Annotated in this window: 21 protein-coding genes; 7 read left to right on the top strand and 14 right to left on the bottom strand. The window is 72.7% G+C overall.

Annotated elements, in window-relative coordinates:
- Positions 1-116: 116 nt before the first annotated feature.
- Complete coding sequence (locus ACGFZS_RS08155; protein ID WP_393794403.1) at positions 117-605, top strand: gluconokinase; 489 nt, start codon at positions 117-119, stop codon at positions 603-605.
- 93 nt (positions 606-698) lie between these two features.
- Positions 699-2,537, top strand: a complete 1,839-nt coding sequence (locus ACGFZS_RS08150) for a glycoside hydrolase family 15 protein (RefSeq protein WP_393794402.1) — start codon at positions 699-701, stop codon at positions 2,535-2,537.
- 11 nt (positions 2,538-2,548) lie between these two features.
- On the opposite strand, the gene ACGFZS_RS08145 is transcribed toward ACGFZS_RS08150, so the two are convergent.
- The 5 genes from ACGFZS_RS08145 to ACGFZS_RS08125 form a co-directional block, all read right to left on the bottom strand.
- Positions 2,549-3,598 (bottom strand): cytochrome d ubiquinol oxidase subunit II, encoded by a 1,050-nt coding sequence (locus ACGFZS_RS08145; RefSeq protein ID WP_393794401.1) that lies wholly within the window; start codon positions 3,596-3,598, stop codon positions 2,549-2,551.
- A complete protein-coding gene (locus ACGFZS_RS08140; RefSeq protein ID WP_393794868.1) occupies positions 3,595-4,989 on the bottom strand; it encodes a cytochrome ubiquinol oxidase subunit I in 1,395 nt (464 codons plus the stop codon). The genes ACGFZS_RS08145 and ACGFZS_RS08140 overlap by 4 nt, the downstream gene beginning before the upstream one ends.
- Before the next feature lie 60 nt (positions 4,990-5,049).
- Positions 5,050-5,844 carry an SDR family oxidoreductase gene (locus ACGFZS_RS08135; RefSeq protein WP_393794867.1) on the bottom strand — a complete coding sequence of 265 codons (795 nt, stop codon included), beginning with the start codon at positions 5,842-5,844 and terminating at the stop codon, positions 5,050-5,052.
- Positions 5,845-6,055: 211 nt separating this feature from the next.
- Positions 6,056-7,636, bottom strand: coding sequence for a GMC oxidoreductase (locus ACGFZS_RS08130; RefSeq protein WP_393794400.1), 1,581 nt, complete (start codon positions 7,634-7,636; stop codon positions 6,056-6,058).
- Positions 7,637-7,724: 88 nt separating this feature from the next.
- Positions 7,725-8,639: a cyclase family protein gene (locus tag ACGFZS_RS08125; RefSeq protein WP_393794399.1), complete on the bottom strand. Its 915-nt coding sequence runs from the start codon at positions 8,637-8,639 to the stop codon at positions 7,725-7,727.
- A gap of 260 nt (positions 8,640-8,899) precedes the next feature.
- Between ACGFZS_RS08125 and ACGFZS_RS08120 the strand changes: the two genes are divergently transcribed.
- From ACGFZS_RS08120 to ACGFZS_RS08110, 3 genes are read left to right on the top strand one after another with little or no spacing between them, the layout of a single operon-like run.
- Positions 8,900-9,151: a ferredoxin gene (locus ACGFZS_RS08120; RefSeq protein WP_393794398.1), complete on the top strand. Its 252-nt coding sequence runs from the start codon at positions 8,900-8,902 to the stop codon at positions 9,149-9,151.
- Complete coding sequence (locus ACGFZS_RS08115; protein ID WP_393794397.1) at positions 9,148-10,542, top strand: NAD(P)/FAD-dependent oxidoreductase; 1,395 nt, start codon at positions 9,148-9,150, stop codon at positions 10,540-10,542. Before ACGFZS_RS08120 ends, ACGFZS_RS08115 begins: the two co-directional genes overlap by 4 nt.
- A 13-nt stretch (positions 10,543-10,555) precedes the next feature.
- A complete protein-coding gene (locus ACGFZS_RS08110) occupies positions 10,556-11,782 on the top strand; it encodes a cytochrome P450 (RefSeq protein ID WP_393794396.1) in 1,227 nt (408 codons plus the stop codon).
- A 4-nt stretch (positions 11,783-11,786) separates the two neighbouring features.
- Here ACGFZS_RS08110 and ACGFZS_RS08105 read toward each other — a convergent pair whose 3' ends face one another.
- Positions 11,787-12,464, bottom strand: coding sequence for a GAP family protein (locus ACGFZS_RS08105; RefSeq protein WP_393794395.1), 678 nt, complete (start codon positions 12,462-12,464; stop codon positions 11,787-11,789).
- A gap of 105 nt (positions 12,465-12,569) precedes the next feature.
- On the opposite strand from ACGFZS_RS08105, the gene ACGFZS_RS08100 reads away from it, so the two are divergent.
- Positions 12,570-13,373: a DUF427 domain-containing protein gene (locus ACGFZS_RS08100; protein WP_393794394.1), complete on the top strand. Its 804-nt coding sequence runs from the start codon at positions 12,570-12,572 to the stop codon at positions 13,371-13,373.
- Between the two features lie 26 nt (positions 13,374-13,399).
- Here ACGFZS_RS08100 and ACGFZS_RS08095 read toward each other — a convergent pair whose 3' ends face one another.
- The 4 genes from ACGFZS_RS08095 to ACGFZS_RS08080 form a co-directional block, all read right to left on the bottom strand.
- Positions 13,400-14,416, bottom strand: coding sequence for an FUSC family protein (locus tag ACGFZS_RS08095; RefSeq protein WP_393794393.1), 1,017 nt, complete (start codon positions 14,414-14,416; stop codon positions 13,400-13,402).
- A 207-nt stretch (positions 14,417-14,623) separates the two neighbouring features.
- A complete protein-coding gene (locus ACGFZS_RS08090; RefSeq protein ID WP_393794392.1) occupies positions 14,624-15,289 on the bottom strand; it encodes a hypothetical protein in 666 nt (221 codons plus the stop codon).
- Positions 15,279-15,899 carry a DUF6114 domain-containing protein gene (locus tag ACGFZS_RS08085; protein ID WP_393794391.1) on the bottom strand — a complete coding sequence of 207 codons (621 nt, stop codon included), beginning with the start codon at positions 15,897-15,899 and terminating at the stop codon, positions 15,279-15,281. Before ACGFZS_RS08085 ends, ACGFZS_RS08090 begins: the two co-directional genes overlap by 11 nt.
- Before the next feature lie 29 nt (positions 15,900-15,928).
- Positions 15,929-16,552: a DUF6230 family protein gene (locus tag ACGFZS_RS08080; RefSeq protein WP_393660245.1), complete on the bottom strand. Its 624-nt coding sequence runs from the start codon at positions 16,550-16,552 to the stop codon at positions 15,929-15,931.
- 449 nt (positions 16,553-17,001) lie between these two features.
- Here ACGFZS_RS08080 and ACGFZS_RS08075 point away from each other — a divergent pair, with 449 nt between their 5' ends.
- Entirely contained in the window at positions 17,002-17,697 is a 696-nt protein-coding gene (locus ACGFZS_RS08075) for a TNT domain-containing protein (protein ID WP_393794390.1), read from the top strand.
- Positions 17,698-17,710: 13 nt separating this feature from the next.
- Here ACGFZS_RS08075 and map read toward each other — a convergent pair whose 3' ends face one another.
- From map to ddaH, 4 genes are all read right to left on the bottom strand, one after another.
- A complete protein-coding gene (map, locus tag ACGFZS_RS08070) occupies positions 17,711-18,478 on the bottom strand; it encodes a type I methionyl aminopeptidase (protein ID WP_393794389.1) in 768 nt (255 codons plus the stop codon).
- A gap of 51 nt (positions 18,479-18,529) precedes the next feature.
- A complete protein-coding gene (locus ACGFZS_RS08065) occupies positions 18,530-19,273 on the bottom strand; it encodes a helix-turn-helix domain-containing protein (RefSeq protein WP_393794388.1) in 744 nt (247 codons plus the stop codon).
- A gap of 353 nt (positions 19,274-19,626) precedes the next feature.
- On the bottom strand, positions 19,627-20,133 hold the full coding sequence (locus tag ACGFZS_RS08060) for a YbaK/EbsC family protein (RefSeq protein ID WP_393794387.1): 507 nt from the start codon (positions 20,131-20,133) through the stop codon (positions 19,627-19,629).
- Between the two features lie 61 nt (positions 20,134-20,194).
- On the bottom strand, positions 20,195-21,061 hold the full coding sequence (gene ddaH / locus ACGFZS_RS08055) for a dimethylargininase (RefSeq protein WP_393794386.1): 867 nt from the start codon (positions 21,059-21,061) through the stop codon (positions 20,195-20,197).
- Between the last annotated feature and the right edge of the window lie 91 nt (positions 21,062-21,152).

Genomic DNA, 21,152 nt, shown 5'->3' with positions numbered 1-21,152 from the left:
CGGGCGGGAGCGGGGTGCCGGGTGATAGTGGAGACATGCGATCCGCTCCCGGCCAGCCCGCTCCCGGCCGACCCGCCTCCGGTCGGCCCGCCCCCGGTCCGCGCGTGGTGATTGTGATGGGGGTGTCCGGGTCCGGCAAGTCCACCGTGGGCGCCGGGCTCGCGCGGCTGCTCGGGGTGCCGTTCCTGGAGGGTGACAGCCTCCACTCCGCGGCGAACCGCGCCAAGATGGCGTCGGGGCACCCGCTGGACGACGCCGACCGGCGGCCCTGGCTGGAGGCGGTCACGGAGTGGATCCGGGCCACCGCGGCGGGTGGCTCCGGAGGCGTCGTCGCGTGTTCCGCGCTCAAGCACGCCTACCGCGACCGGTTCCGCGGCACGGGCGCGGACGTGTGGTTTCTGTACCTGGCCCTCGACCACGACGTGGCCGCGCGGCGCCTGGCCCGGCGCACCGGCCACTTCCTGCCGCCGGCGCTGCTCGACTCCCAGTACGCCACCCTGGACCCGCTGCACCCCGACGAACCGGGCGTCACCCTCGACGTCAACGAGGCGGAGAGCCCGGCGCAGGTGCTCGCGGACGCGGTGCGGGCGGTGCCGGACCGGTGACCGGGCCTCGCCCGACGAGCCGGAGCAGAGGCCCCGGCATACGCTGATCGAGGGGGTCATTCGGGTGAATCGCACACCGGAAGGGACGCCCCGATGGACGAATACCCGCTGATCGAGAACCACGGACTGGTCGGCGACCTGCAGACCGCGGCACTGGTGACCACCGAGGGGGCCATCGACTGGTTCTGCTCCCCGAGGTTCGACTCGCCGAGTGTGTTCGGGGCGCTGCTGGACAAGGAGAACGGCGGCCACTGCACGGTCCGTCCGGCCCACCCGACGCATTCGACCAAGCAGTTGTACCTGCCCGACACGGCGATCCTGGTGACCCGGTTCATGACCGAGGCGGGCGCCGGCGAGGTGATCGACTTCATGCCGGTGACCGGTACGACGGTCACCCGCCGGCACCGGCTGGTCCGGCTGGTCCGCTGTGTCCGCGGCACCATGACCTTCGACGTGGAGGTCGCCCCGCGGTTCGACTACGGGCTGATGAAGCACGAGGTGCACGTCACCCCGCACGGCGCGGTCTTCGTCGCGGAGGACGGCACGGAACTCACCGTGCATCCCATCCGGGAGCCGGACGACGAACGCCTCTCGGACGTCCTGACCCACCGGGACGCCGACCTCCAGGTCTCGCTCACCCTGGAGGCCGGCCAGCAGCGCGGGCTGATCCTGGAGATGGGGGCCGAGGGCCCGCCCCGGGAGATCCGCCGCGCGGAGCACGAACAGCTCTTCGAGGAGACCGTGGGGTTCTGGCGCTCCTGGCTCACCCAGTGCACGTACACCGGGCGCTGGCGGGAGGTGGTGGAGCGGTCCGCGATCACGCTGAAGCTGATGACCTTCGCGCCCAGCGGCGCCCTGGTGGCCGCCCCGACGGCGGCCCTGCCGGAACAGCTGGGCGGCGAACGCAACTGGGACTACCGCTTCACCTGGATCCGGGACGCCTCCTTCTCCGTGTACGCCCTGCTGGGACTGGGCTTCACCGAGGAGGCCAGGGCGTTCATCATCTGGCTGGGCGAGCGGGTCAAGGAACGGGCCGGCCACGACGGGGGTTCGGGCCCGTTGCACATCATGTACAAGGTCGACGGCTCCGCCGACCTGGACGAGCAGATCCTCGACCACTGGGAGGGCTACGCGGGTTCCGCCCCGGTCCGGATCGGCAACGGCGCCGCCACCCAGCTCCAGCTGGACATCTACGGCGAGGCGCTGGACAGCATCTACTTCGCGCACCAGCACGGCTTCTCCGTCGGGCACGGCGGCTGGACCTCGCTGCGCACGGACCTGGAGTGGCTGGCCGACCACTGGGACCAGGCGGAGGAGGGCATCTGGGAGACCCGGGGCGGCCGGCAGGACTTCACCTACGGCCGGGTCATGTCGTGGGTGGCGTTCGACCGCGCGCTGCGGCTCGCCGAGGCGAACGGGTGGCCGTCCGCGGCCGAGCGCTGGAAGGCCGAACGGGACGCCGTCTACGAGCAGGTCATGGCGAAGGGCTGGAGCCACAAGCGGCAGGCCTTCGTCCAGCACTACGGCAGCGAGGTCCTGGACTCCTCGCTGCTGCGGATGGCGACGGTCGGCTTCATCACCCCCGGTGATCCGATGTGGTCGGCGACCCTGGACGCCATGGAGGAGGAGCTGGTCAGCGACAGCCTGGTCTACCGGTACAACCCGGACGCCTCGCCCGACGGCCTGCGCGGCTCGGAGGGCACGTTCTCGCTGTGCACGTTCATGTACGTCGACGCGCTGGCCCGCGCCGGCCGGACCGACCGGGCTCGGCTGGTGTTCGAGAAGATGATGGGGTACGCCAACCACCTGGGCCTGTACTCCGAGGAGATCGACCCGACGGGGCGTCAACTCGGGAACTTCCCGCAGGCGTTCACGCATCTTGCGCTCATCGATTCGGCGATCACCTTGAACGACGCTCTCGACAAGCGCTGAGCGCTTTGCCCCTAACCGGGCGCTGTCGGGCCGCCTCCTTCGGGGCGCCGCAGGTCGGTGTCCGTGAGGCCCTCCAGTTCGCCGTGGGTGTCCAGCCAGTAGAGGAAGGCGACGGCGGGGACGACGAAGACCAGGGCGACCAGGGTGACGAGGCCCAGCCAGCGCAGCGAGGTGGGGGCGCCCGCGCCGTCGGCGACGGTCAGGGAGGTGGGGACGAGGTAGGGGCGCTGGGCCATGCCCCAGGCGATGACGGCCGAGGCGACCACGCCGACGGCGGTGACCCGGGACCAGGCCGCGGAGGGCCGGGTCAGCAGCCAGGCGGTGGCGGCGGTGGCCAGTACCGCGACGACGACGAAGACGAGGCCGACGCCGTGGGTGAGCCCGTGCCAGACGTGGGGGGCGTCGCCGTGGGTGACGAAGAGGGTGATGACGGCGAGTACGGCGACGGCGGCGAGGGCGGCGAGGGCCCGGCGCCGGAAGTAGCGGTCGAGGTCGGGCGCGTCGAAGCGGCGGGCGTCGGCGGCGAGGAAGACGGCGCCGAGGGTGGCGGTGGCCGCGACGGCGAGCAGGCCGAACAGCAGGGAGGTGGGGTTGGCCCAGGCGTCCGTGGACGCCGTCGTCGTGGCGGTGACCCGGCCGGAGGCCACCCCGCCGGCCGCGGCGCCGAGGAAGAACGGCGTCAGCAGGGAGGAGACGGCGAAGACCGCCCCGTACAGGCGCCGCCCGGCCAGCCGCCGGGCGGGCTTGCGCAGGGCGAAGCCGGCGCCGCGCAGCACGATGCCGACGGCGGCCAGCGCCAGGGGCAGCCACATCGTGGTGAACACCTGCTGGAAGAGGACCGGGAAACCCGTCCACATGATCACCAGCACGAAGATCAGCCAGACGTTGTTGACCTCCCAGACCGGCTCCATCGCGTGGTCGATCAGCCATCGGGGGCGCTTGCCGCGCTCGGCGCCGCCCGCGGTCAGGTCCCAGAACCCGGCGCCGTAGTCGGTGCCCCCGCCGCAGGCGTAGGCGGCGATCGCGAGCAGCAGGACGACGGCGATGACCCCGGCGATCACAGCCGGCTCCCGGCGGAGCGCGGGCCGTACGGGGTGTCCGTCTCGGGGGTGTCGGGCTCCGGTGTCTCCCGGGGCGGCCGGGGTCCGTCCGGGCCGCCCTGCTCGTCGGTGAGCCGCCAGCGGGTGCGCATCCTCAGCAGCACCGCGAGGAACGACCCGAAGACGAACACGTACACGACGACGACCAGCGCGAACATGGTCCACAGGCCGGCGGAGCGGGTCGCCGTCACCGCCTCGGCGACCCGCATGTTCTGGTACACGATCCAGGGCTGGCGGCCCACCTCGGTGGTGATCCAGCCGCACTCGACGGCGGCGACGGAGGCCACGCCCGCGCAGGCCGCGCCCCGGAAGAACCACGGGGAGGCGGGCAGCCGGCGGCGCCACAGCCACAGCACGCCGTACCAGAGGGCGAGCAGGAGCAGCAGGGAGCCGATCCCGACCATGGTGTCGAAGGCGAAGTGGGCGATGGTGGCCTGGGCGGTCGTGGGCCGGTCGGCCGCGGGGACCGAGGTGAGTCCGGTGACCTTGGTGTCCGGGCGGAAGCCGGCCAGAATGGAGTCGAGTTGGGGGATCCTGATGCCGCCGGAGACGGTGCCGTCCGGGTGGATCCGGCCGTACAGGTACTCCGGCTGGTGGGTGGCGGTCTTCCAGACGATCTCCATGGCGGCGAACTTCACCGGCTGCTTCTGGAAGACCTGCCGGGCGATGGAGTCGCCGAGCACGAACTGCACGGGCGTGCAGACGGCGGCGAGTGTGAAGGGGATGGTGAAGCCGAGCCGGTGGTAGCGGTCCCGGCGGCCGCGCAGCCACCCCACGGCGTAGACACCGGCGACGACATAGCCCGCCGTCAGGAACATGGCGAAGACGAAGTGCCAGTACTCCGGGCCGAACATGGGGGTGAAGACCGCCTTCCAGATCTTCACGTCGACCGGGTTGCCGGCGGAGTCGAGGGTGAAGCCGCGCGGGGTGTTCATCCACGAGTTGGCGGCGAGGATGCCGAAGGCGCCGAGCAGCGCCACCAGCGGCAGGGGCAGCCCCAGCAGGAAGTGGGTGCGGGAGGGGAGCCGGCGCCAGCCGTAGAGGTAGATGGCGATGAGGACGGCCTCCAGGAAGAACGCCCACGCCTCGACGCCGAAGCCGATGCCGAAGACATCGCCCCAGCGGCCCATCATGCCCGGCCACAGCAGCCCGAACTCGAAGGACAGCACGGTGCCGGTGACCACGCCGATCGCGAACTGCACCGCCATGACGGCCGACCACCGCCGGGCAAGGAGCAGGGCGGTGGCGTCGCCGCGGCGCAGGCCGTAGCCGTGCATGACGAGCGTGATCAGCGGCAGCGCCACCCCCAGCGGCACCAGGATGATGTGGGAGGCCAGGGTGAAGGCCATCATCGACCGGGCCGGCAGCGTCTGCGGTGGTACGCCGGTCAGCGACAGAACGGTGTGCACGGGTCAGCCGCCGGTGGCGAAGCCCGGGAAGAGGGTCATCCCGCCGTCGACGTAGAGGGTGGCGCCGACGACGTAGTCCATGAGGTCGGAGGCGAGGCCGACGGCCGCGTAGCCGATGTCCTCGGGGTCGCCGACCCGGTCGTAGGGGATCAGCTTCAGCAGGTCCCGCTCGGCCTGGGGGGTGTCCCAGGCGCTGCGGTTGATGGGGGTCCTGATGGCGCCGGGGGCGATCGCGTTGACGCGGATCTTCTTCGGGGCGAGTTCCTGGGCCAGCGTCTCCATCATCATCTGCACCCCGCCCTTGGAGGAGGCGTAGTTGACGTGCCCGGCCCAGGGGATGATCTGGTGCACCGAGCTCATGCAGATGATCTTCCCGGCCGCGCGGGACACCTCGGGCACGACACCGCGGCGCAGGAACTCCTTCGTCGCCTCCCGGGCGCACAGGAACTGCCCGGTGAGGTTGACGTCCAGGACCTTCTGCCACTGGGCGAGGGTCATGTCGGTGAACGGGGCGTCCCGCTGGAGTCCGGCGTTGGCGACCAGGATGTCGATGGTGCCGAACTCCTCGACCATCCGCTCCGTCATGGCGACGACCTGCTGCTCGTCGGAGACGTCCGCCTCGTAGGCGGCCGCCCGGACGCCGAGGGCGGTGATCTCCTCGACCACCTTCTCGGCCTCCTCGCCGCCGGCCACGTAGTTGACGACGACATCGGCCCCGGCCCGGCCCAGGGCGATGGCGGTCGCCTTGCCGATCCCGGAGTTCGCGCCGGTGACCAGGGCCTTCTGGCCCTTCAGCAGATGCGCCGGGACGACGCCCCGGGATGTCCCCTCGGTGGAACTCACGCTGTCCCGCTCCTCCACTGCCGTGCCCGCCTCCGCCGGGCGCGACGCCCGGAGGTCCGGTCGTCAGACAAACACCGGGGAGGGGTGTCGGCACGCCGCGGCGGACCGCGTTGCGCTGCCCGGCGCAGGATCTTCGCCCGGTCGGGGTCCCGGCGGTGACGGCGGCTCAGCCGAGCCGCTCCAGCAGGTGGTCGCCGACCCGCAGGGCGTTCGCGATGGCCGTCAGGGACGGGTTCACCGCGCCGATGCTCGGGAAGAAGCTGGTGTCGACGACGTAGAGGTTGTCCAGGTCGTGCGCCTTGCAGTGCACGTCCAGGGCCGAGGCCGCCGGGTCGGTGCCGAACCGCACCGTGCCGGCCTGGTGCGCGGTGGCGCCGATCGGCATGCCCTTGTGCAGGTAGATGCTGTGGGACAGCAGATGGTGCTCGCGCATGCCCAGATGGCCGAGCAGGTGCTGCAGCTTGTGCCGCAGGCGGTTCAGGCCCTCGATGTTGTTGCCCTCGTCGAGGGTGAGGCGGATCTGCCCGTCCGCCTCCAGGGTCACCCGGTTCTCCGGCTGCGGCAGGTCCTCGCCGCACAGCCAGAAGTCGACGGCGTGATGGGCCAGCACCTCGAACGGCATGTCCGGCAGGACCGCCCCGGCCCAGCGCGGGGCCTCGCCGTGGATCTGCTCGGCGTCCGACTTGCCGAGCATCTGGATGCCGCCCAGCGGGTACTCCCAGTCGTCCGCGCCCAGGTACCAGTCGTGCAGGGCGAGGGTCTTCTGGAACCGGGTGTCGTTGGGTTCCTCGGACACGGCCATCAGCGCCAGGTTGTTGTGGCGCATGTAGTGCCGGCCGACCACGTCGGAGCTGTTGGCGAGGCCGTTCGGGTGCCGGTCGTTCGCCGAAGCCAGCAGCAGCGCCGCCGAGTTGACGGCCCCGCAGGCGACGACCACGACGTCGGCGGAGAACCGGGCCTCCCGCTCGCCGGGGAGTTCGGCGACGACCGAGGTGACAGTGCGCCCGGTGGGGTCGGTCTCCAGCCGGGTCACCCGGGCGTGGGTGACCAGCTCCACGTTCGGGTGCTCCAGGGCCGGTTCCACGCAGATCACCTGGGCGTCGGACTTGGCGCGCAGCAGACAGGGGAAGCCGTCCACGCGGTCGCAGCGGACGCAGACGCTGGAGTGGGTGGCCCGGCCGTCCTCGTCCTGGGTGAGGTTGACGCCGATCGGCAGGTGGAAGGGGTGCAGGCCCTGCTTCTCCAGGTCCATGCTCAACCGCTCGATACGCGGCTCGTGTTCGACCGGAGGGTATGCGTACTGGGCGCTGCACGGCCCTTCCCAGGGGTCCTCGCCGTGCCGGCCGTGCACCAGGTAGAGGTGCTCGGCCTGGGTGTAGTACGGCTCCAGGTCGTCGTAGCCGATCGGCCAGGCCGGGGAGACGCCGTCGTGGTGGCGGAGTTCGCCGAAGTCCTCGGGGCGCAGCCGGAACAGGGCCGCGCCGTAGAACTTGGTGTTGCCGCCGACGTAGTAGTTGACCTCGGGCGGGAACTCCTTGCCGTGCCGGTCCAGCCAGAACTCCGGGGCCCGGTACTTGGCCTTCACGAACACGGCGGTGGAGTCCCAGTTGTCGCGTTCGCGGGGCAGGTAGTCGCCGCGTTCGAGGATCAGTACGCGTTTCCCGGACGGGGCGAGGCGGTGGGCCAGCGTGCCGCCGCCGGCACCGGTGCCGATGACGATGACGTCGTACGGGGGCAGGGCGTCCATGGCAACCACCGTCCTTGTTGCGTCCCTCCTTCGAACGTACGCGTCGTACGGGGGCGCGGCACTCGGAGCCGACGCGGCCCGCGCGCCGTCACATGACGGCGATCGGGTTCACCGGGGAGCCGGTCGCCGCCGGCAGGCGCAGCGGGGCGATGACGCACAGGAAGTGCCAGCGCCCCTGCTGCTCGCAGACCGCCGTCAGCTCCTCGAAGTCCAGCCAGTCCAGCAGGTGCAGGCCCAGCGCGTTGACGGCCAGCACATGCACCGGAAACCCGATGCCGGGGACCGCGCCGGGGGCCGCGTCGCTGTTGCCGTCGGAGCCCAGGACCGCCACGCCCCGCTCGGCGGGGAAGTCCATCGCCGTCGGATGCAGGCCCGCCCGGGCCCGTGTCACGTCCCAGGGGCCGAGGGTGCGGCGCCGCAGGCGGTGCCCCAGCCGCACGAACAGCAGGTCGCCCGGCCCGACCTCGGTCCGCTGGGCGGCCTCGGCCGCGGCCAGGTCATCGGCGGTCACCTGGTCGCCGGGCTCCAGCCACCGCACCCCGCGCAGCCGCGGGACGTCCAGCAGGACACCGCGGCCGACGATCCCGTCCCGGACCAGGTCGAGGGTGAGCGCCCCGGCACCGTCCGGTGTCACGGCGCTCGCCGGGACACCGCCGTACAGCTCGCCGTCGAAGATCACATGGCAGAGCGCGTCGAGGTGGCTGTCGACGTCGCCGTGCACGTTCATGGCGAACCGGTCGCGGGCGAACACCAGCCCGGGCGCGGTGCTCTCGCCGGGCGCGGGCGCCGTCATCCGGTGGGTCGCGGGCTCCGGGCAGTCCGTCGCGGGCCGGGTCTCCACGGTCGCGGCGAGCGACACCTGGCGCCCGTACCGGACTTCGGCGGCGGCCGCCACGACCCGCTCCGGCGTCAGCCGGTCCAGCGCCCCTCGCGGTCCCCGGCCGCGCAGCCGTCGGTACAGCTCGCGGAACGCGGTCTCCGTGAGGGGCTGGTCCGAGGCCATGGGGAACCTCCTGCTGCGGTCGGCCCCCCTGTCGGCACATGGTCTCCCGGGGTGCGGGCGGTGTGCGCGCGGAATAGGCTGAACTGCAGGAATGCCAGGATCGGTGGGCGGTTCCGCGCCGCCGCCGATCGCCTCGGGCCGGCCAGGAGCCGGCCCGGACGCCATGCCCCATTCTCTCTGCGGAGACCCGCGGCGTGCCCCCTTCTCCCGGCGGGCGCCGGCTTCGAGGTCCGCAGCCTGCGATCCCTGTGGAGGCCGGGATGCGAGTCGTCGTTGATCTTTCCCGATGCGAAGGGTACGCACAGTGCGCGTTCCTCGCCCCGGACGCGTTCCGGATGCACGGCGAGGAAGCGCTGATGTACGACCCGAACCCCGACGACGCCCAGCGCGACCGGGTGCTGCGGGCCGCGGCGGCCTGCCCGGTCCAGGCGATCCTGGTCGACCGGCTGGAAGGGCGGCCGGAGGGGCGGTCCGAGAGGCGGGACGTACCGGTGGAGGCGTCGAGGTCATGACCAGCGCCGACAATCTGCGAGCGTTCAAGCGCGACGGCCGGATCGTGATCGTCGGGGCGTCCCTGGCGGGGCTGCGGGCCGCGGAAGCGCTCCGCGACGAGGGTTTCACCGGCTCGCTGACGCTGATCGGCGACGAACTGGGCGAGCCCTACGACCGTCCCCCCTTGTCCAAGCAGGTGCTGACGGGCTGGGTGCCCGCCGACGGCACTTTGCTGCCGCGGCGCCGGGAGATCGACGCCGAGTGGCTGCTGGGCGTACCCGCGAGCGGCCTGGACCTGGCCACCAACCGGGTGCGCCTCGCCGACGGCCGCGAGATCCCCTTCGACCGGCTGCTGATCTGCACCGGCGTACGGGCCAGGCCCTGGTTCGTGGAGAGCGAGGCGGCGCTGGACGGCGTGTTCGTCGTCCGCACCCGCGAGCACGCCGAAGGCCTGCAGCGGGCCCTGGCCGCCGGACCCTCCCGGGTGCTGGTCATCGGCGCGGGGTTCACCGGCTCCGAGATCGCCTCCATCTGCCGCGAGCGGGACATCCCGGTGACCGTCGCCGAACTCGCGCCGGCCCCGCTGGTCGGGGCGCTCGGCGCCATGATCGGCGACGTGGCCTCGGACCTGCAGCGCGCCCACGGCGTCGACCTGCGCTGCCGGGTCAAGGTCACCCGGCTGGAGGGCGACGACCAAGGGCGGCTGCGCCGGGCCCACTTCGACGACGGCAGCACCCTCGACACCGACGTGGCCGTGGTCGCGCTCGGCGGCATCCGCAACACCGAGTGGCTGCGCGGCTCGGGCCTGGCGGCGGGCGTCTGGGGCATCGCCTGCGACACGGGCTGCCGCGCCATGGACCTCAACGGCACCATCACCGACGACATCTTCGTCGCCGGGGACGTGGCACGCTGCCCCAACCCGGTCTACGAGTACCGGCTCATCTCGCTGGAGCACTGGGCCAACGCCGTGGAGCAGGCCGAGGTCGCGGCCCACAACATGGTCCACGGCCAGGCGGACCGCTGGCCCCACCTGTCCGTCCCGCTGTTCTGGTCGATCCAGTTCGGCGTCAACATCAAGTCCGTGGGCGTGCCGACCTTCGCCGACGAGGTGGTCGTCACCCAGGGCTCGGTGCCCGACCACCGCTTCGTCGCCGCGTACGGCTACCGGGGCCGGGTCACCGCGGCGGTGAGCTTCAACAACGCCAAGTGGCTGGACCACTACCGGCGTCTCATCGAGACGGCCGCGCCCTTCCCGCCGCCCTGCCCCGCACCCGACCAGCCCCTCGACATGAAACCGGTCCCCGTCGACTTCCCCGGCCCCACCCTGCTCGCGCAGGGCGCCACGGTGGTCGTCACCGGACACGACCCGAGCGAGCGACGCGTCACGGCCGCGTACCAGCACCACCGGTAGGAGGGAGCGCGAGATGACCACCACCGAGACACCCGACACACTGCACCGGATCCTCGACTACTCCGCCCGCCCCGACCCGTACCCGCTCTACGCCGAGCTGCGCCGGACGCCGGTGGCCCGGCAGGACGACGGCAGTTACGTCATCAGCACGTACCGCGAACTCGCCGACATCCTGCACAACCCGCACCTCAGCTCCGACGTCCGCAACCTGGCGCACCCGATGCCCGCGGCCCCGGGCGGGGCCACCCCGGCGTTCATCAACATGGACCCGCCCGAGCACGACCGGCTGCGGCGGATGGCGATGCGTCACTTCGGCCCCCCGCACACCCCGGGGCTGGTGGCCGGCCTGGAACCCGACCTGGCGGCCACGGTCGGCGGCCTGATCGACGGCTTCGCGGGCAAGGACCGCGTCGACATCGTCGACGACCTCGCCTACCCGTTCCCCGTCACGGTGATCTGCCATCTGCTCGGCGTGCCCCGCGAGGACGAACCCCGGTTCCGGGTGTGGGTCAACGACATCATCAACTCGATCGACTACGACCCGAGGACCGACCCGAAGGAGAAACTCGACGCCGGCGTACGGGCCCGCCAGGACCTGCGCGAGTACCTCGGCGGGCTGGTGGAGCAGCGCCACGGGCACCCGAGCGACGACCTGCTGTCCCGGCTGGCCAACGACGACGGGCCGGACGGGCGGATGACCGACGAGGAGATCATCAGCACCGCCAACCTGCTGCTGATCGCCGGCCACGAGACCACCGTCAACCTGATCACCAACGGCATGCTGACGCTGCTGCGCCACCCGGACGTGCTGCGCCGATTGCGCGACGACCCGGATCTGGTCGTCCCGCTGGTCGAGGAACTGCTGCGCTACGAACCGCCGGTGCACATCATTCCCTGGCGGGCCGCGTACAGCGACATCACGGTCGGCGACACCGTCATCCCCAAGGGCTCCCAGATCATGCTGATGCTGGCCTCCGGCAGCCGTGATCCGGACCGCTTCCACGACCCGGACCGCTTCGACCCCGACCGGACCGACAACCAGCACCTCGGCTTCGGCAGCGGCATCCACCTCTGCTTCGGCGGCCCGCTGGCCCGCCGGGAGGCCCAGATCGCGCTGACCGAGCTGGCCCGCCGCCTCGACCACCCCGGCCTCGTCGCCGACCCGCCGCCGTACCGGCGCAGCCCCGTCCTCCGGGGGCCGATCCATCTGCAGGTCGACGTCGAGGGGAACGGGGGCTAGTCGCTCAGCCGGCGAGGATGCTGATCCCGTCGCCGAGGAGCTTGAGGCCGAGCACGAAGAACAGGACGGCGAGGACGGCGACGTTGTGCCGGGCGGCCCACTCCCGCCAGTTGGCGAGGATGCCCTGGGCGCGGTCGCCCATGACCAGGTAGACGGCGAGCGGGGCGAGCACGCCGAGGGACGCGATGACCACGAAGATCGCGAGGGTGCCGATCTGCTGGGCGACGGGGATCCCGGCGGAGCTGATCGAGGCGGCCGCGGCGATGGTCAGGGGCGCGTTCTTGAGGTTGCCCGCCGACAGCAGCAGCCCCAGGCCGAGGATCTTGCCCGGGGTGAAGTGGTCGATCGCCGCCATCCACTTGGGGAGCTGCGCCTGGGAGGGGTCCCGGGGGCGGCGCCGCCACTGGACGGCACCGAAGAGCGCGAGGAGTGCGCCGAGGACGAGTTTGAGGATGCCGACCCAGGTGGCGGGGTGCTTGTGGTCCGAGGCACCGCCCGAGCCGCCCACGGCCAGCATGATCGCGCCGAGCGCGGCGAGCCCCAGCAGCCAGCCGAGGGCGAACAGCGTGCCGTTGAGGCGCCCGCGCGGGGTGGCGAGAATGAGGATGATCGCGACGATCGGCAGGGGGCTGACCGCGACACCCGCGGCCAGGCCCAGCACGTCACCGACAGCGTGTCCCACGGCGGCCTCCCGTCCTCTCCGTCATCGTGGGGGTCTCCGGGGCCGCCGGCCATCGGCCGTCGCCGAACGGGTGACCGGCCACGGTGTCCCTGACCAGGAGGACGTATGCCGGACGAGAGCGTGGACTACCCGGGTCTTGTCGTCCCGGCCGGGCATGTCGAACCGGTGCCGCGGCGGATCCGTGCGCAGGTCGGCGGCCGGTGGGTGTTCGACACCCGGCGGGCCTGGTACGTGTGGGAGTGGCCCGGCTATCCGCAGTACGCCGTTCCGCTGCGGGACCTCGCCGAGGGCGTCCTGCTCACCGACGACGGCCGCACCGGCCGGCTCGCCCCCGGTCCCGCCCGGCGGCACTCGCTGCGGGTCGGCGCCGAGGTCCGTGCCGGTGCGGCCTGGGTCTGGGCCGAGGGGGCCCCGGAGCAGCTCGTCGGCACCGCCCGCTTCCGGTGGGACGCGCTCGACGCGTGGTACGAGGAGGAGGAACAGGTCTTCGTGCACCCCCGGAGCCCCTACACCCGGGTGGACGCGCTGCGCTCGTCCAGCAGTGTCCGGGTCGAGGTGGACGGCGTGGTCCTGGCGGACGCGCCGTCCTCGGTGAAGCTCTTCGAGACCGGCCTGCCCACCCGCTACTACCTGGAGCGGACCTACGTCGACTGGACCCTGCTGCGCCCCTCGGACACCGTGACGCAGTGCCCGTACAAGGGCCGCACCAGCGGGTACTGGTCGTTCGCGCACGGGACGGCCGTCCACGACGACCTGGCCTGGGCGTACGACTTCCCGACGGCGGCGTGCTCCGCCGTCGCCGGGATGGTCGCCTTCTACAACGAGCGCGTCGACCTGTCCGTGGACGGCGTCGCGCTGCCCCGGCCCACCGCCCTGACCAGGGAGCGGTGGGACCGGCTCAACGCGTGACCGTGGGCGCCCGGGCCGCCTCGGTGCTACGCGCCGTCGCAGAGGTCGAGGATCCTGGTGAACGGCCTGCGGAGCATCACGGCCGCCGGTGCCGTGTCGTTCTTGGCGTACCGGGCCAGTGCGGCGCGGGCGGCACCCGTGTCCGCCCCGGGATCCCGCCCCGCGAGCAGCGACTCCAGGGCGCGCCCGGTGGCCTCGGCGACCGGGATCAGGCAGGTCCGGGCGCGGGCGAGGGTCGGGGTGAGCCCGTGCCGCGCGGTGGCGAGTTCGACCTCTGCGGCCAGGGTCAGCAGATGCGGTGCCGCCCGGACGGCGAGGTCGACCCGGTCGCCCAGTTCGGCCACCTCGGCCCGGTGGCGCCGCCGCACCGGATTGAACCGCAGGGCCTTCTCCGCCTCCCGCGCCTCGGCCCCGTAACCTCGCAGCCGGTCCGTCTCCGCCTGCGCCGACACCCGGTTCGCGGACGCCTCGTCCGCCGACCCGATCGCCCGCGCGCTGCGCACCAGGCCGTCGGCCAGCCCGACCGCGCACTTCCGCGCCAGCGCGGCCGTCTCCCGGCGGGGGTCGCGCGGCCACAGCAGCGGGGCGAGGACGGCGGTGACCGCGCCGCCCAGCGCGTTCTCCCACAACCGGGCGAAACCGTACGACTCCGGGGACGGGTTGGCGAAGACCAGCAGCGAGGTCACCGCGACCTGCACGTTCAGTGTCGTCCCGGAACTGACGACGGCCCCGCACAGCAGCGCCAGCCCCAGCACGACGGCGAGGACGACCGTGCTCGGCCGGAAGAGGCTGACCACGGTGACGCCCAGCGCCACCCCGGCCATCACCCCGAGGATCCTCAGCAGCAGCGCGGCCAGGGAGGAGGCGGAGTCCCCGCGCAGACACAGCAGCGGCACGATGGCGGCGAACACCGGCGGCTGATCGGCACCGGCCCACAGCGCCACCTGCCAGCAGGACACCGCCACCACCAGGATCCGCGCCGCCGCCGGCCCCTGCACCCGAAGCCTGCGCCACACCCGCGGCCACGGGGAAACGCCCGTCACCCGCCCACCATAGGCACACACTGTGCCCGACCGCTCACGGAGGGGTGGGTGCGGAGGTGGGTGTCAGGGGCCGGGGGCCCTGGTCGTCCGGGGCGGGGGACACGGGGACACGGGGACACGGGGGCACGGGGGCACGGGGGCACGGGGGCCGGCTGCCGTGCCGGCCGTACGCCGGCAGGTCGCCGTGGTGAGGGGCAGGCGGGGTGGTCACCCGGTCGCGGGCCGCAGTCGGGCGCCCTTGACGGAGAGGCGGGCGCCGAACTGGGCGGCCTGGGTGGCGGTGGCCGTGGTGAGGGTGATCGTGCGGGTGGTGGCGGTGGGCCGTGAGAGCCAGTCGGGTACGGCGTCGGGGGTGACGGTGACGGTACGGTCCGCGGGAAGCGGGCGGCCGCCGAGGCCCGTGACCGTGCCGGACAGCCTGCGCAGATAGAGGGTCACCACGCCCCGAGTGCCCGGGCCCTTGAAGGTGGATGTCGTCGAACCGGTCCGCAGGCGGATCGCCGCCCGGCCCCGGCCCGCGGTCAGATCCAGGTCGACGGCCTCCAGCGAGCGCACGGTGAGTTTCACCGCCCGGACCGTCCCGCCCGCGGTGCGCACGGTGACCACCCCGCGGAACCGCGCCCCGCGCAGCCGTAGCCGGTCGGCGCGCAGCACCCAGGAACCCCTCGCCGCGCGGGCCGGGGGCCGGTCGCCCGGTACGTCGTCGGCGGGCGCCGGGGAGACCCCCGTACTCGCCCGCCCGTCCCGCTCCACCGCCGGCCACGGTGCGGCGGCGTACACGGCCGCCGGCACACAGACCACGGCCAGCGCACAGACGAGAGGACGGGGGACCCGGCCGACGACCCACCCGCCGATCCGACGGTCAGCCGCCATGGGGCCCCTCTTCCGCCGGAGCCGCCGGAACCACCGGAACCGCCGGAACCGCGGGGGCGGTTGGGGCCGCCGGGACTGTCATGGCTGCCGGGCCTGTTGCGGCCGGTGAAGCCGTGATGGCCGCCGAAGTCGCCGTGGCCGCCGAAGTCGCCGTGGTCGGCGAAGTGGCCGTGGCCGCGTGCTCGTTCGGCGGCTCCGTGGCCGGTGGTGGTGGCAGCCAGGCGCAGGCCAGGGCGCCGCCGATCAGGCCGCAGAGGACGCCGAGGAAGAGGCCGCCGAAGTTGGCGATGGGGAGGGAGACGAGGGCGAGGAGGAGGGTGGCGATGCCGGAGAACACGCGGAGGTGGGGGCGGCAGCAGAGGGTGACGCCGAGGGTCGGCAGCAGGATTCCGATCACCAGGGACCCGGCGCCGGATGTGGTCGACAGGGCGAGCGGGATCCCGCCCAGATCCAGGTGGGCGTAGGGCCAGTAGAGGATGGGCAGACCGGCCGCGAAGGTGAACAGCCCGGCCCAGAAGGGGCGTTCACCGCGCCAGATCCGGAACCTGCGCCGGAACTCCGCTGCCGTGGCGGCCGGTTGACGTCGTCTGCCGAAGGGGTTGGTGATCACGCGTCCTGTCCTGGTCCTCGGTGCCCGGATCAGGGGCATGCCTGGTCGCCGCGTACGAGCCGCAGGGCCAGGCCCGGAATGTTGAACGTGCCGGCGGAGACCGCGACCGCGTTCACCCGTACGTCGGTCAGCGTGGCCGACGTGGCCTGCTGTGCGACGGCGTCGGGATCGAAGAACCGCGAGTTCCGGTCCGTGGACCTGACCGGGCCCTTGGTGAGGGCGCCCTGGGCGACACCGATGTCCAGGTTGCCGAAGGTCGCGTCGGCGACCGTCTCGGTCGTCGCGTCGATGAACAGGTTCGACGCCTCGGCCGGCCGGCCGTCACCGCCGGTGAGCCGCAGGGTCCGGGTGCCCACCACCGGGATGTCGACGACCACGGACTGGCAGAGCCCGCGGACCGTCGCGTGCCGGAAGCCGGTGACCACGACGGGGACGAGCTCGTGCTTCCTGGTCACGTCGATGGTGCCGTAGAGGCTGAACCCGCGGGCCGTCAACGAGTCGGCGGTGACCTGGAACTTCTGGCCGGAGATGAAGAAGGACGCGGCGAGCGCGCCCTGCGCCATGGCGATGCCGACGCTCGCGCACGCCGCCACGCAGGGCACCAGGACCACCGCGAAACGCCTCCAGCGCGTTCTCCCGGCGCGGTGCGACATCCCGTCTCCTTCGGTGGTGAGGTGAACCCGCCCGTGCCGGACAGCGGAAATATGCCCCTTTTGTACCGTGATGGATCCTAGGGTTCCGGGCCCGCCGGCCGGCTGCACTCCCGGCCCGCCGTTCGAGTGACACGCGTTCCGCGCCGCCTACGGAGATCCGGTCCGTAAGCCGGTGGCTCCTGCGATCGGTCCATGACATCCGGCTCCCGCCGCGCCCGCTCGGGGCCGGTGGTGATCGTGCGACCGTACGACCCGCTCTTGGGCTGTTCGGGGTGTTCCGTTGTGCCGGGTGGGTGACCCGCTCGTGGCAGCTCGGTTCTTTGTTCGTCAGGCGCGCATTGACTGCCCCGTGCCGCGCCACGGGGATCCCTGGGATGCAGTCCCTTCCGCGGCGACCACACACGCCCGCGTATCCGGTGCCGGCCGGCACCGGAAGAGAAGGGAATCGGATGCGCGCCCTGCGACGTCTTCTCTGGAGCGCACTTGCGTCTTCGCTCCTTCTGATCGGAGCAGCACCAGTCCCCGCCCAGGCACGTGAGGCCGCTGCCCGAGCCGGGGCCTACGACTGTCCGATCAGCCACCGGACGGCCTCCACGACCTCGGCGCCGCCGACCGGGCTGCAGGACTACTACCACGACGACTGGCGGCTCGGCCCCAGCTACCTCACGACGACCGGTGCCGTCGGACGGATGCTGCGGGGCTACCACCCGCAGGACAGCACCTCGCAGTACTGGTTCCTGGGCTGCTACTGGCAGACCGACCAGAAGAACCAGTCGGGGTGGTGGTACCCGGACAACAACGGCTTCGTCCTCCGTGACGGCCGCCCGGTGCAGTCCCCGAGGACCCTTCCGGTGGGGGCCAGGGTCGACCTCTTCGGCAGCGGCAACGGCTTCTTCCTCGCGCCGGAGGGCACGCCGTACGCGAAGCGCGCCCTCCCGCCGACCAACCTGGACGCGTACGCCCGCGGCAACCCGCCCTTCAACTACCACCTGTACCGGGTCGTCAAGGCGCTCACCGTCGAGGCCGGACCCATCAGGCCCTGGTTCGGCCAGAAGGGGCTCGGTGAGCAGTACCTGACGAAGTCGCGGGTCTCCGAACTGGCCGCCCCGGGCGGGTCTCTGAAGGAGATCACCCCGGCGCGGTGACGCCGCCGGAACGTCAGGGCAGGGTCAGGACGCGCGGGCCCCGGTCGGTGATGGCGACGGTGTGTTCGATGTGGGCGGCGCGGCTGCCGTCGGTGGTGCGGAGGGTCCAGCCGTCGGGGTCGGTGCGGTAGGTGTTGCGGCCGCCGGCCATGAACATGGGCTCGATGGCGAGGACCAGGCCGTGGCGGAGCGGGAAGCCGCGCCCGGGGCGGCCCCGGTTGGGGACGTGGGGGTCCTCGTGCATCCGGCGGCCGATGCCGTGGCCGCCGAAGTCGGCGGGCATGCCGCAGCGCGCCTCGCGGGCGACGGTGTCGACGGCGTGGGCGATGTCGCCGACACGGCTGCCCACCCGGGCGGCGGCGATACCCGCGTCGAGGGCCCGCTGGGTGGCGTCGATCAGGTCGAGGTCGCCGGGGCGCGGGGTTCCGACGGGGAAGGTGACGGCCGCGTCGCCGGTCCAGCCGTCGAGTTCGGCGCCGCAGTCGACGCTCACCAGGTCGCCGTCGCGCAGCCGGTAGCCGGTGGGGATGCCGTGCGACACGGCGTCGTTGACGGACGTGCAGATCACGGCCGGGAACGGGACCGGGGCGAAGGACGGCCGGTACCCGAGGAACGGGGAACCGGCGCCGGCCTCGGCCAGCACGGCCCGGGCCGCCTCGTCCAGCTCCCGCAGGGACACCCCCACGCCGGCCGCCGCCCGGACCGCGGCCAGGGCGCGGGCCACCACGCGCCCGGCCTCCCGCATCGCGTCCACCGCGGCATCGGTCTTGATCTCCACCATGCGTGTGACTCCCCACGGCACGTCGACCCAATTCTTATACCGGTATTAGTATCACGGTTCGTCGGGGGGTGTTCCCGGGGGCGTTCCGGGCGCGGTGCGCAGGACCTCGCGGGCCTGTTCGGCGGCGCGGACGATGCTCTCGCTGATGAAGTCGAGGAAGCGGGCGATGTTCTCCAGGCGGGCGGCGGCGGGGGTGTGGGCGCCGAGGACGGCGACGCCCTGGCGGGCGGTCTCGACGAGCCGGTCGTTGGCCCGGGCGCTGGCGATCGTCGCCTGGTAGAAGAGTTCGTCGTCGACGATGTACCGGTCCCGGCGGCGTTCGTCGCGCTCCCGGCGGACCAGGCTCTGGCTCTCCAGGAACGCGATCGCCTTGGAGACCGACGCGGGGCTGACCTGGAGCCGCTCGGCGAGCCGGGCCGCGGTGAGGCTGCCCGCGTCGGTGGTGAACAGGCAGGTCAGCACCCGGGCCCCCATCTTCGGGAGACCGGAGGCCATGAGGACCGCGGTGAGCGACTCCTCGTACCCGGTCAGGGCCTCGGCGTCCCGCCCGTGCGGCTGGGGGGCCGGCCGCGTTCCCCGGGCGGCGGCGGGTCCGCGCCGGTGGGCGCGGCGTTCGGTGGCGCGGTGGGCCAGGTCGGCGCGGTAGGCGGTGGGGCCGCCGTTGCGCATCACCTCGCGCGTGACCGTCGAGGTCGGCCGGTCCAGGCGGCGGGCGATCTCGGCGTACGGGAGGCTGTCGGCCAGCCCCAGTGCGATCTGCTGGCGCTCCTGCTGGGTGAGCCTGCCTCCCGGCATCGCGGTCTCCTCGGGGTTCCTTCGGGGTCGGCCGTCCCGGCCCGTTGTTTCGGAATACGGAAAGCAACGTAGCGTCTCCGCCCCGCCCCGACCTCCGCCGTCCCGGACATCCCCGCCCGCCGCCGCACCGCGGTCGACGGCGAGGGGTACTGGCGGCCGCGTCGGGCGCGGTGGAGCATGCGGGCAGGGACGACGCGGGAGGTGCGGGGTGCGGTACCGCACCCCGCACCGCCGGTACCCCTTCGCCGCTGCGATGGCGCGGATCGTGAGCCATCGGCTTCTGTTTCCGAGGGGCGATCCGACGTCCTTGAGCAGAACCTGCCACAGGTGAACCGGTCGTACGCCAGGACCGGTCAGGCGCCCTGGTCCGCGATGGCCTCCACGCGCGGGGCCACCAGCGTGCGGTAGCACTCCGTGCGCAGGGCCACCGACTCGTCGAGGCGGCCCGTGTTGAAGAAGATCTCCTCGTGGGCGAGGAGGTCCGGGTCGGCTATCACGTCCAGGTCCGGGTCGAAGCTGAGCGGCATGATGGAGCCGCTGACGCAGCCCGTCAGCCGCTCGGCGACGTCCCGGGCCGCGAAGGACGCCTCCCGGCCGGCGTACAGCGCGTTGACCGCGGGCAGGTCGACCCTGCGGTCCCCGGGGACCACCGCGATCACGTACCGGCGCCGCTTGCTGCTCAGCGCCACCCTGATGACCAGGCTCTTCGCGGCCTGGTCCAGGCTGTGGCCGCGCAGGGTGCTGGCGAGGTCGGTGCGGCCCTGCGGCGCGTGGTGCAGGAGGCGGTAGCGGGCGCCGCCCCTGGCCAGCAGGTCGAGCAGGCGGTTACGGCTGTCCGCAGTCGCGAGCGCGGTGGACATGGTGATCCTTTCCCTGAGGAGGACTTCCTTGAGGGGCTTCCCTGAGGAGGACTCGGGTGGCTCAGCGGTCGCGCAGCTCCAAGGTGCAGCACTTGACGCTGCCGCCCGCCTTGAGCAGTTCGCTGAGCTCGACCCCGATCGGCTCGAAGCCGCGGGTCCGCAACTGGGCCTGCAGTCCCCGGGCCGCGGTCGGCAGCAGCACATGGCGGCCGTCGGAGAAGGCGTTGAGCCCGAAGACGGCGGCGTCCTCGGCGGTGGCGATCACGGCGTGCGGGAACAGCGCCCGCAGCACGGCCCGGCTGCCCGGGGTGAACGCCTCGGGGTAGTACATGATCTCGTCGTCGGAGAGCACCGCGAGGGCGGTGTCCAGGTGGTAATGGCGCGGGTTGACCAGGGACAGCGAGGTGACCGGCAGCCCGAAGAACTCCTGGGCCTCGGTGTGCGCGCGGATGTCGGTACGGAAGCCGGTCCCGGCCAGGATCCGCCGGCCGACGGTGAGCAGGTCGCCCTCGCCCTCGTTGATGTGCTCGGGCCACAGCACGTCCCGGTAGCCCTGCTCCTCGAACCAGCGCAGGTAGGCGGGCCCCTCGGCGGTGCGTTCGGCGTGCCGGAAGCGGGCGCCGAAGACCTTGCCGTCCACGACGGTGGCGCCGTTGGCCGCGAACACCATGTCGGGCAGCCCCTCGACCGGCTTGATCTCCTCGACGCTGTGGCCGAGTTCGCGGTAGAGGTCGCGCAACTGCTCCCACTGGCGCACCGCGAGCAGGTTGTCGGTGCCGCGCTCGGGGTTCATCCACGGGTTGATCGAGTACGTGACGTCGTAGTGCCGGGGCCGGCACATCAGCAGCCGCCGACGGGTGGCGGTCCGGGTGGGCTGGTCCGCCGGGTGCGTCGAGACGCTGGGCGCGATGGTGTCGGTGACCGGCACGGGTGCTCCTTCTGCTGGGCTCATGGGTGATGAGGGGTGCCCGGCCCGCGCGCGGTGGTGGTGGGCGGGCCGGGGTGGAATGGGGAGTTAC

It is taken from the genome of Streptomyces sp. NPDC048288 (genome assembly GCF_043201555.1).
Classification (GTDB): domain Bacteria; phylum Actinomycetota; class Actinomycetes; order Streptomycetales; family Streptomycetaceae; genus Streptomyces.
This window is presented reverse-complemented; position numbering and strand designations above follow the sequence as displayed.

Coding starts and splice junctions, on each gene's coding strand:
- ACGFZS_RS08155 (WP_393794403.1), top strand. CDS start 117: ATGGGGGTGTCCGGGTCCGGCAAGTCCACCGTGGGCGCCGGGCTCGCG.
- ACGFZS_RS08150 (WP_393794402.1), top strand. CDS start 699: ATGGACGAATACCCGCTGATCGAGAACCACGGACTGGTCGGCGACCTG.
- ACGFZS_RS08140 (WP_393794868.1), bottom strand. CDS start 4,989: ATGATGGCCTTCACCCTGGCCTCCCACATCATCCTGGTGCCGCTGGGG.
- ACGFZS_RS08130 (WP_393794400.1), bottom strand. CDS start 7,636: ATGGACGCCCTGCCCCCGTACGACGTCATCGTCATCGGCACCGGTGCC.
- ACGFZS_RS08125 (WP_393794399.1), bottom strand. CDS start 8,639: ATGGCCTCGGACCAGCCCCTCACGGAGACCGCGTTCCGCGAGCTGTAC.
- ACGFZS_RS08120 (WP_393794398.1), top strand. CDS start 8,900: ATGCGAGTCGTCGTTGATCTTTCCCGATGCGAAGGGTACGCACAGTGC.
- ACGFZS_RS08115 (WP_393794397.1), top strand. CDS start 9,148: ATGACCAGCGCCGACAATCTGCGAGCGTTCAAGCGCGACGGCCGGATC.
- ACGFZS_RS08110 (WP_393794396.1), top strand. CDS start 10,556: ATGACCACCACCGAGACACCCGACACACTGCACCGGATCCTCGACTAC.
- ACGFZS_RS08100 (WP_393794394.1), top strand. CDS start 12,570: ATGCCGGACGAGAGCGTGGACTACCCGGGTCTTGTCGTCCCGGCCGGG.
- ACGFZS_RS08090 (WP_393794392.1), bottom strand. CDS start 15,289: ATGGCGGCTGACCGTCGGATCGGCGGGTGGGTCGTCGGCCGGGTCCCC.
- ACGFZS_RS08080 (WP_393660245.1), bottom strand. CDS start 16,552: ATGTCGCACCGCGCCGGGAGAACGCGCTGGAGGCGTTTCGCGGTGGTC.
- ACGFZS_RS08075 (WP_393794390.1), top strand. CDS start 17,002: ATGCGCGCCCTGCGACGTCTTCTCTGGAGCGCACTTGCGTCTTCGCTC.
- map (WP_393794389.1), bottom strand. CDS start 18,478: ATGGTGGAGATCAAGACCGATGCCGCGGTGGACGCGATGCGGGAGGCC.
- ACGFZS_RS08065 (WP_393794388.1), bottom strand. CDS start 19,273: ATGCCGGGAGGCAGGCTCACCCAGCAGGAGCGCCAGCAGATCGCACTG.
- ACGFZS_RS08060 (WP_393794387.1), bottom strand. CDS start 20,133: ATGTCCACCGCGCTCGCGACTGCGGACAGCCGTAACCGCCTGCTCGAC.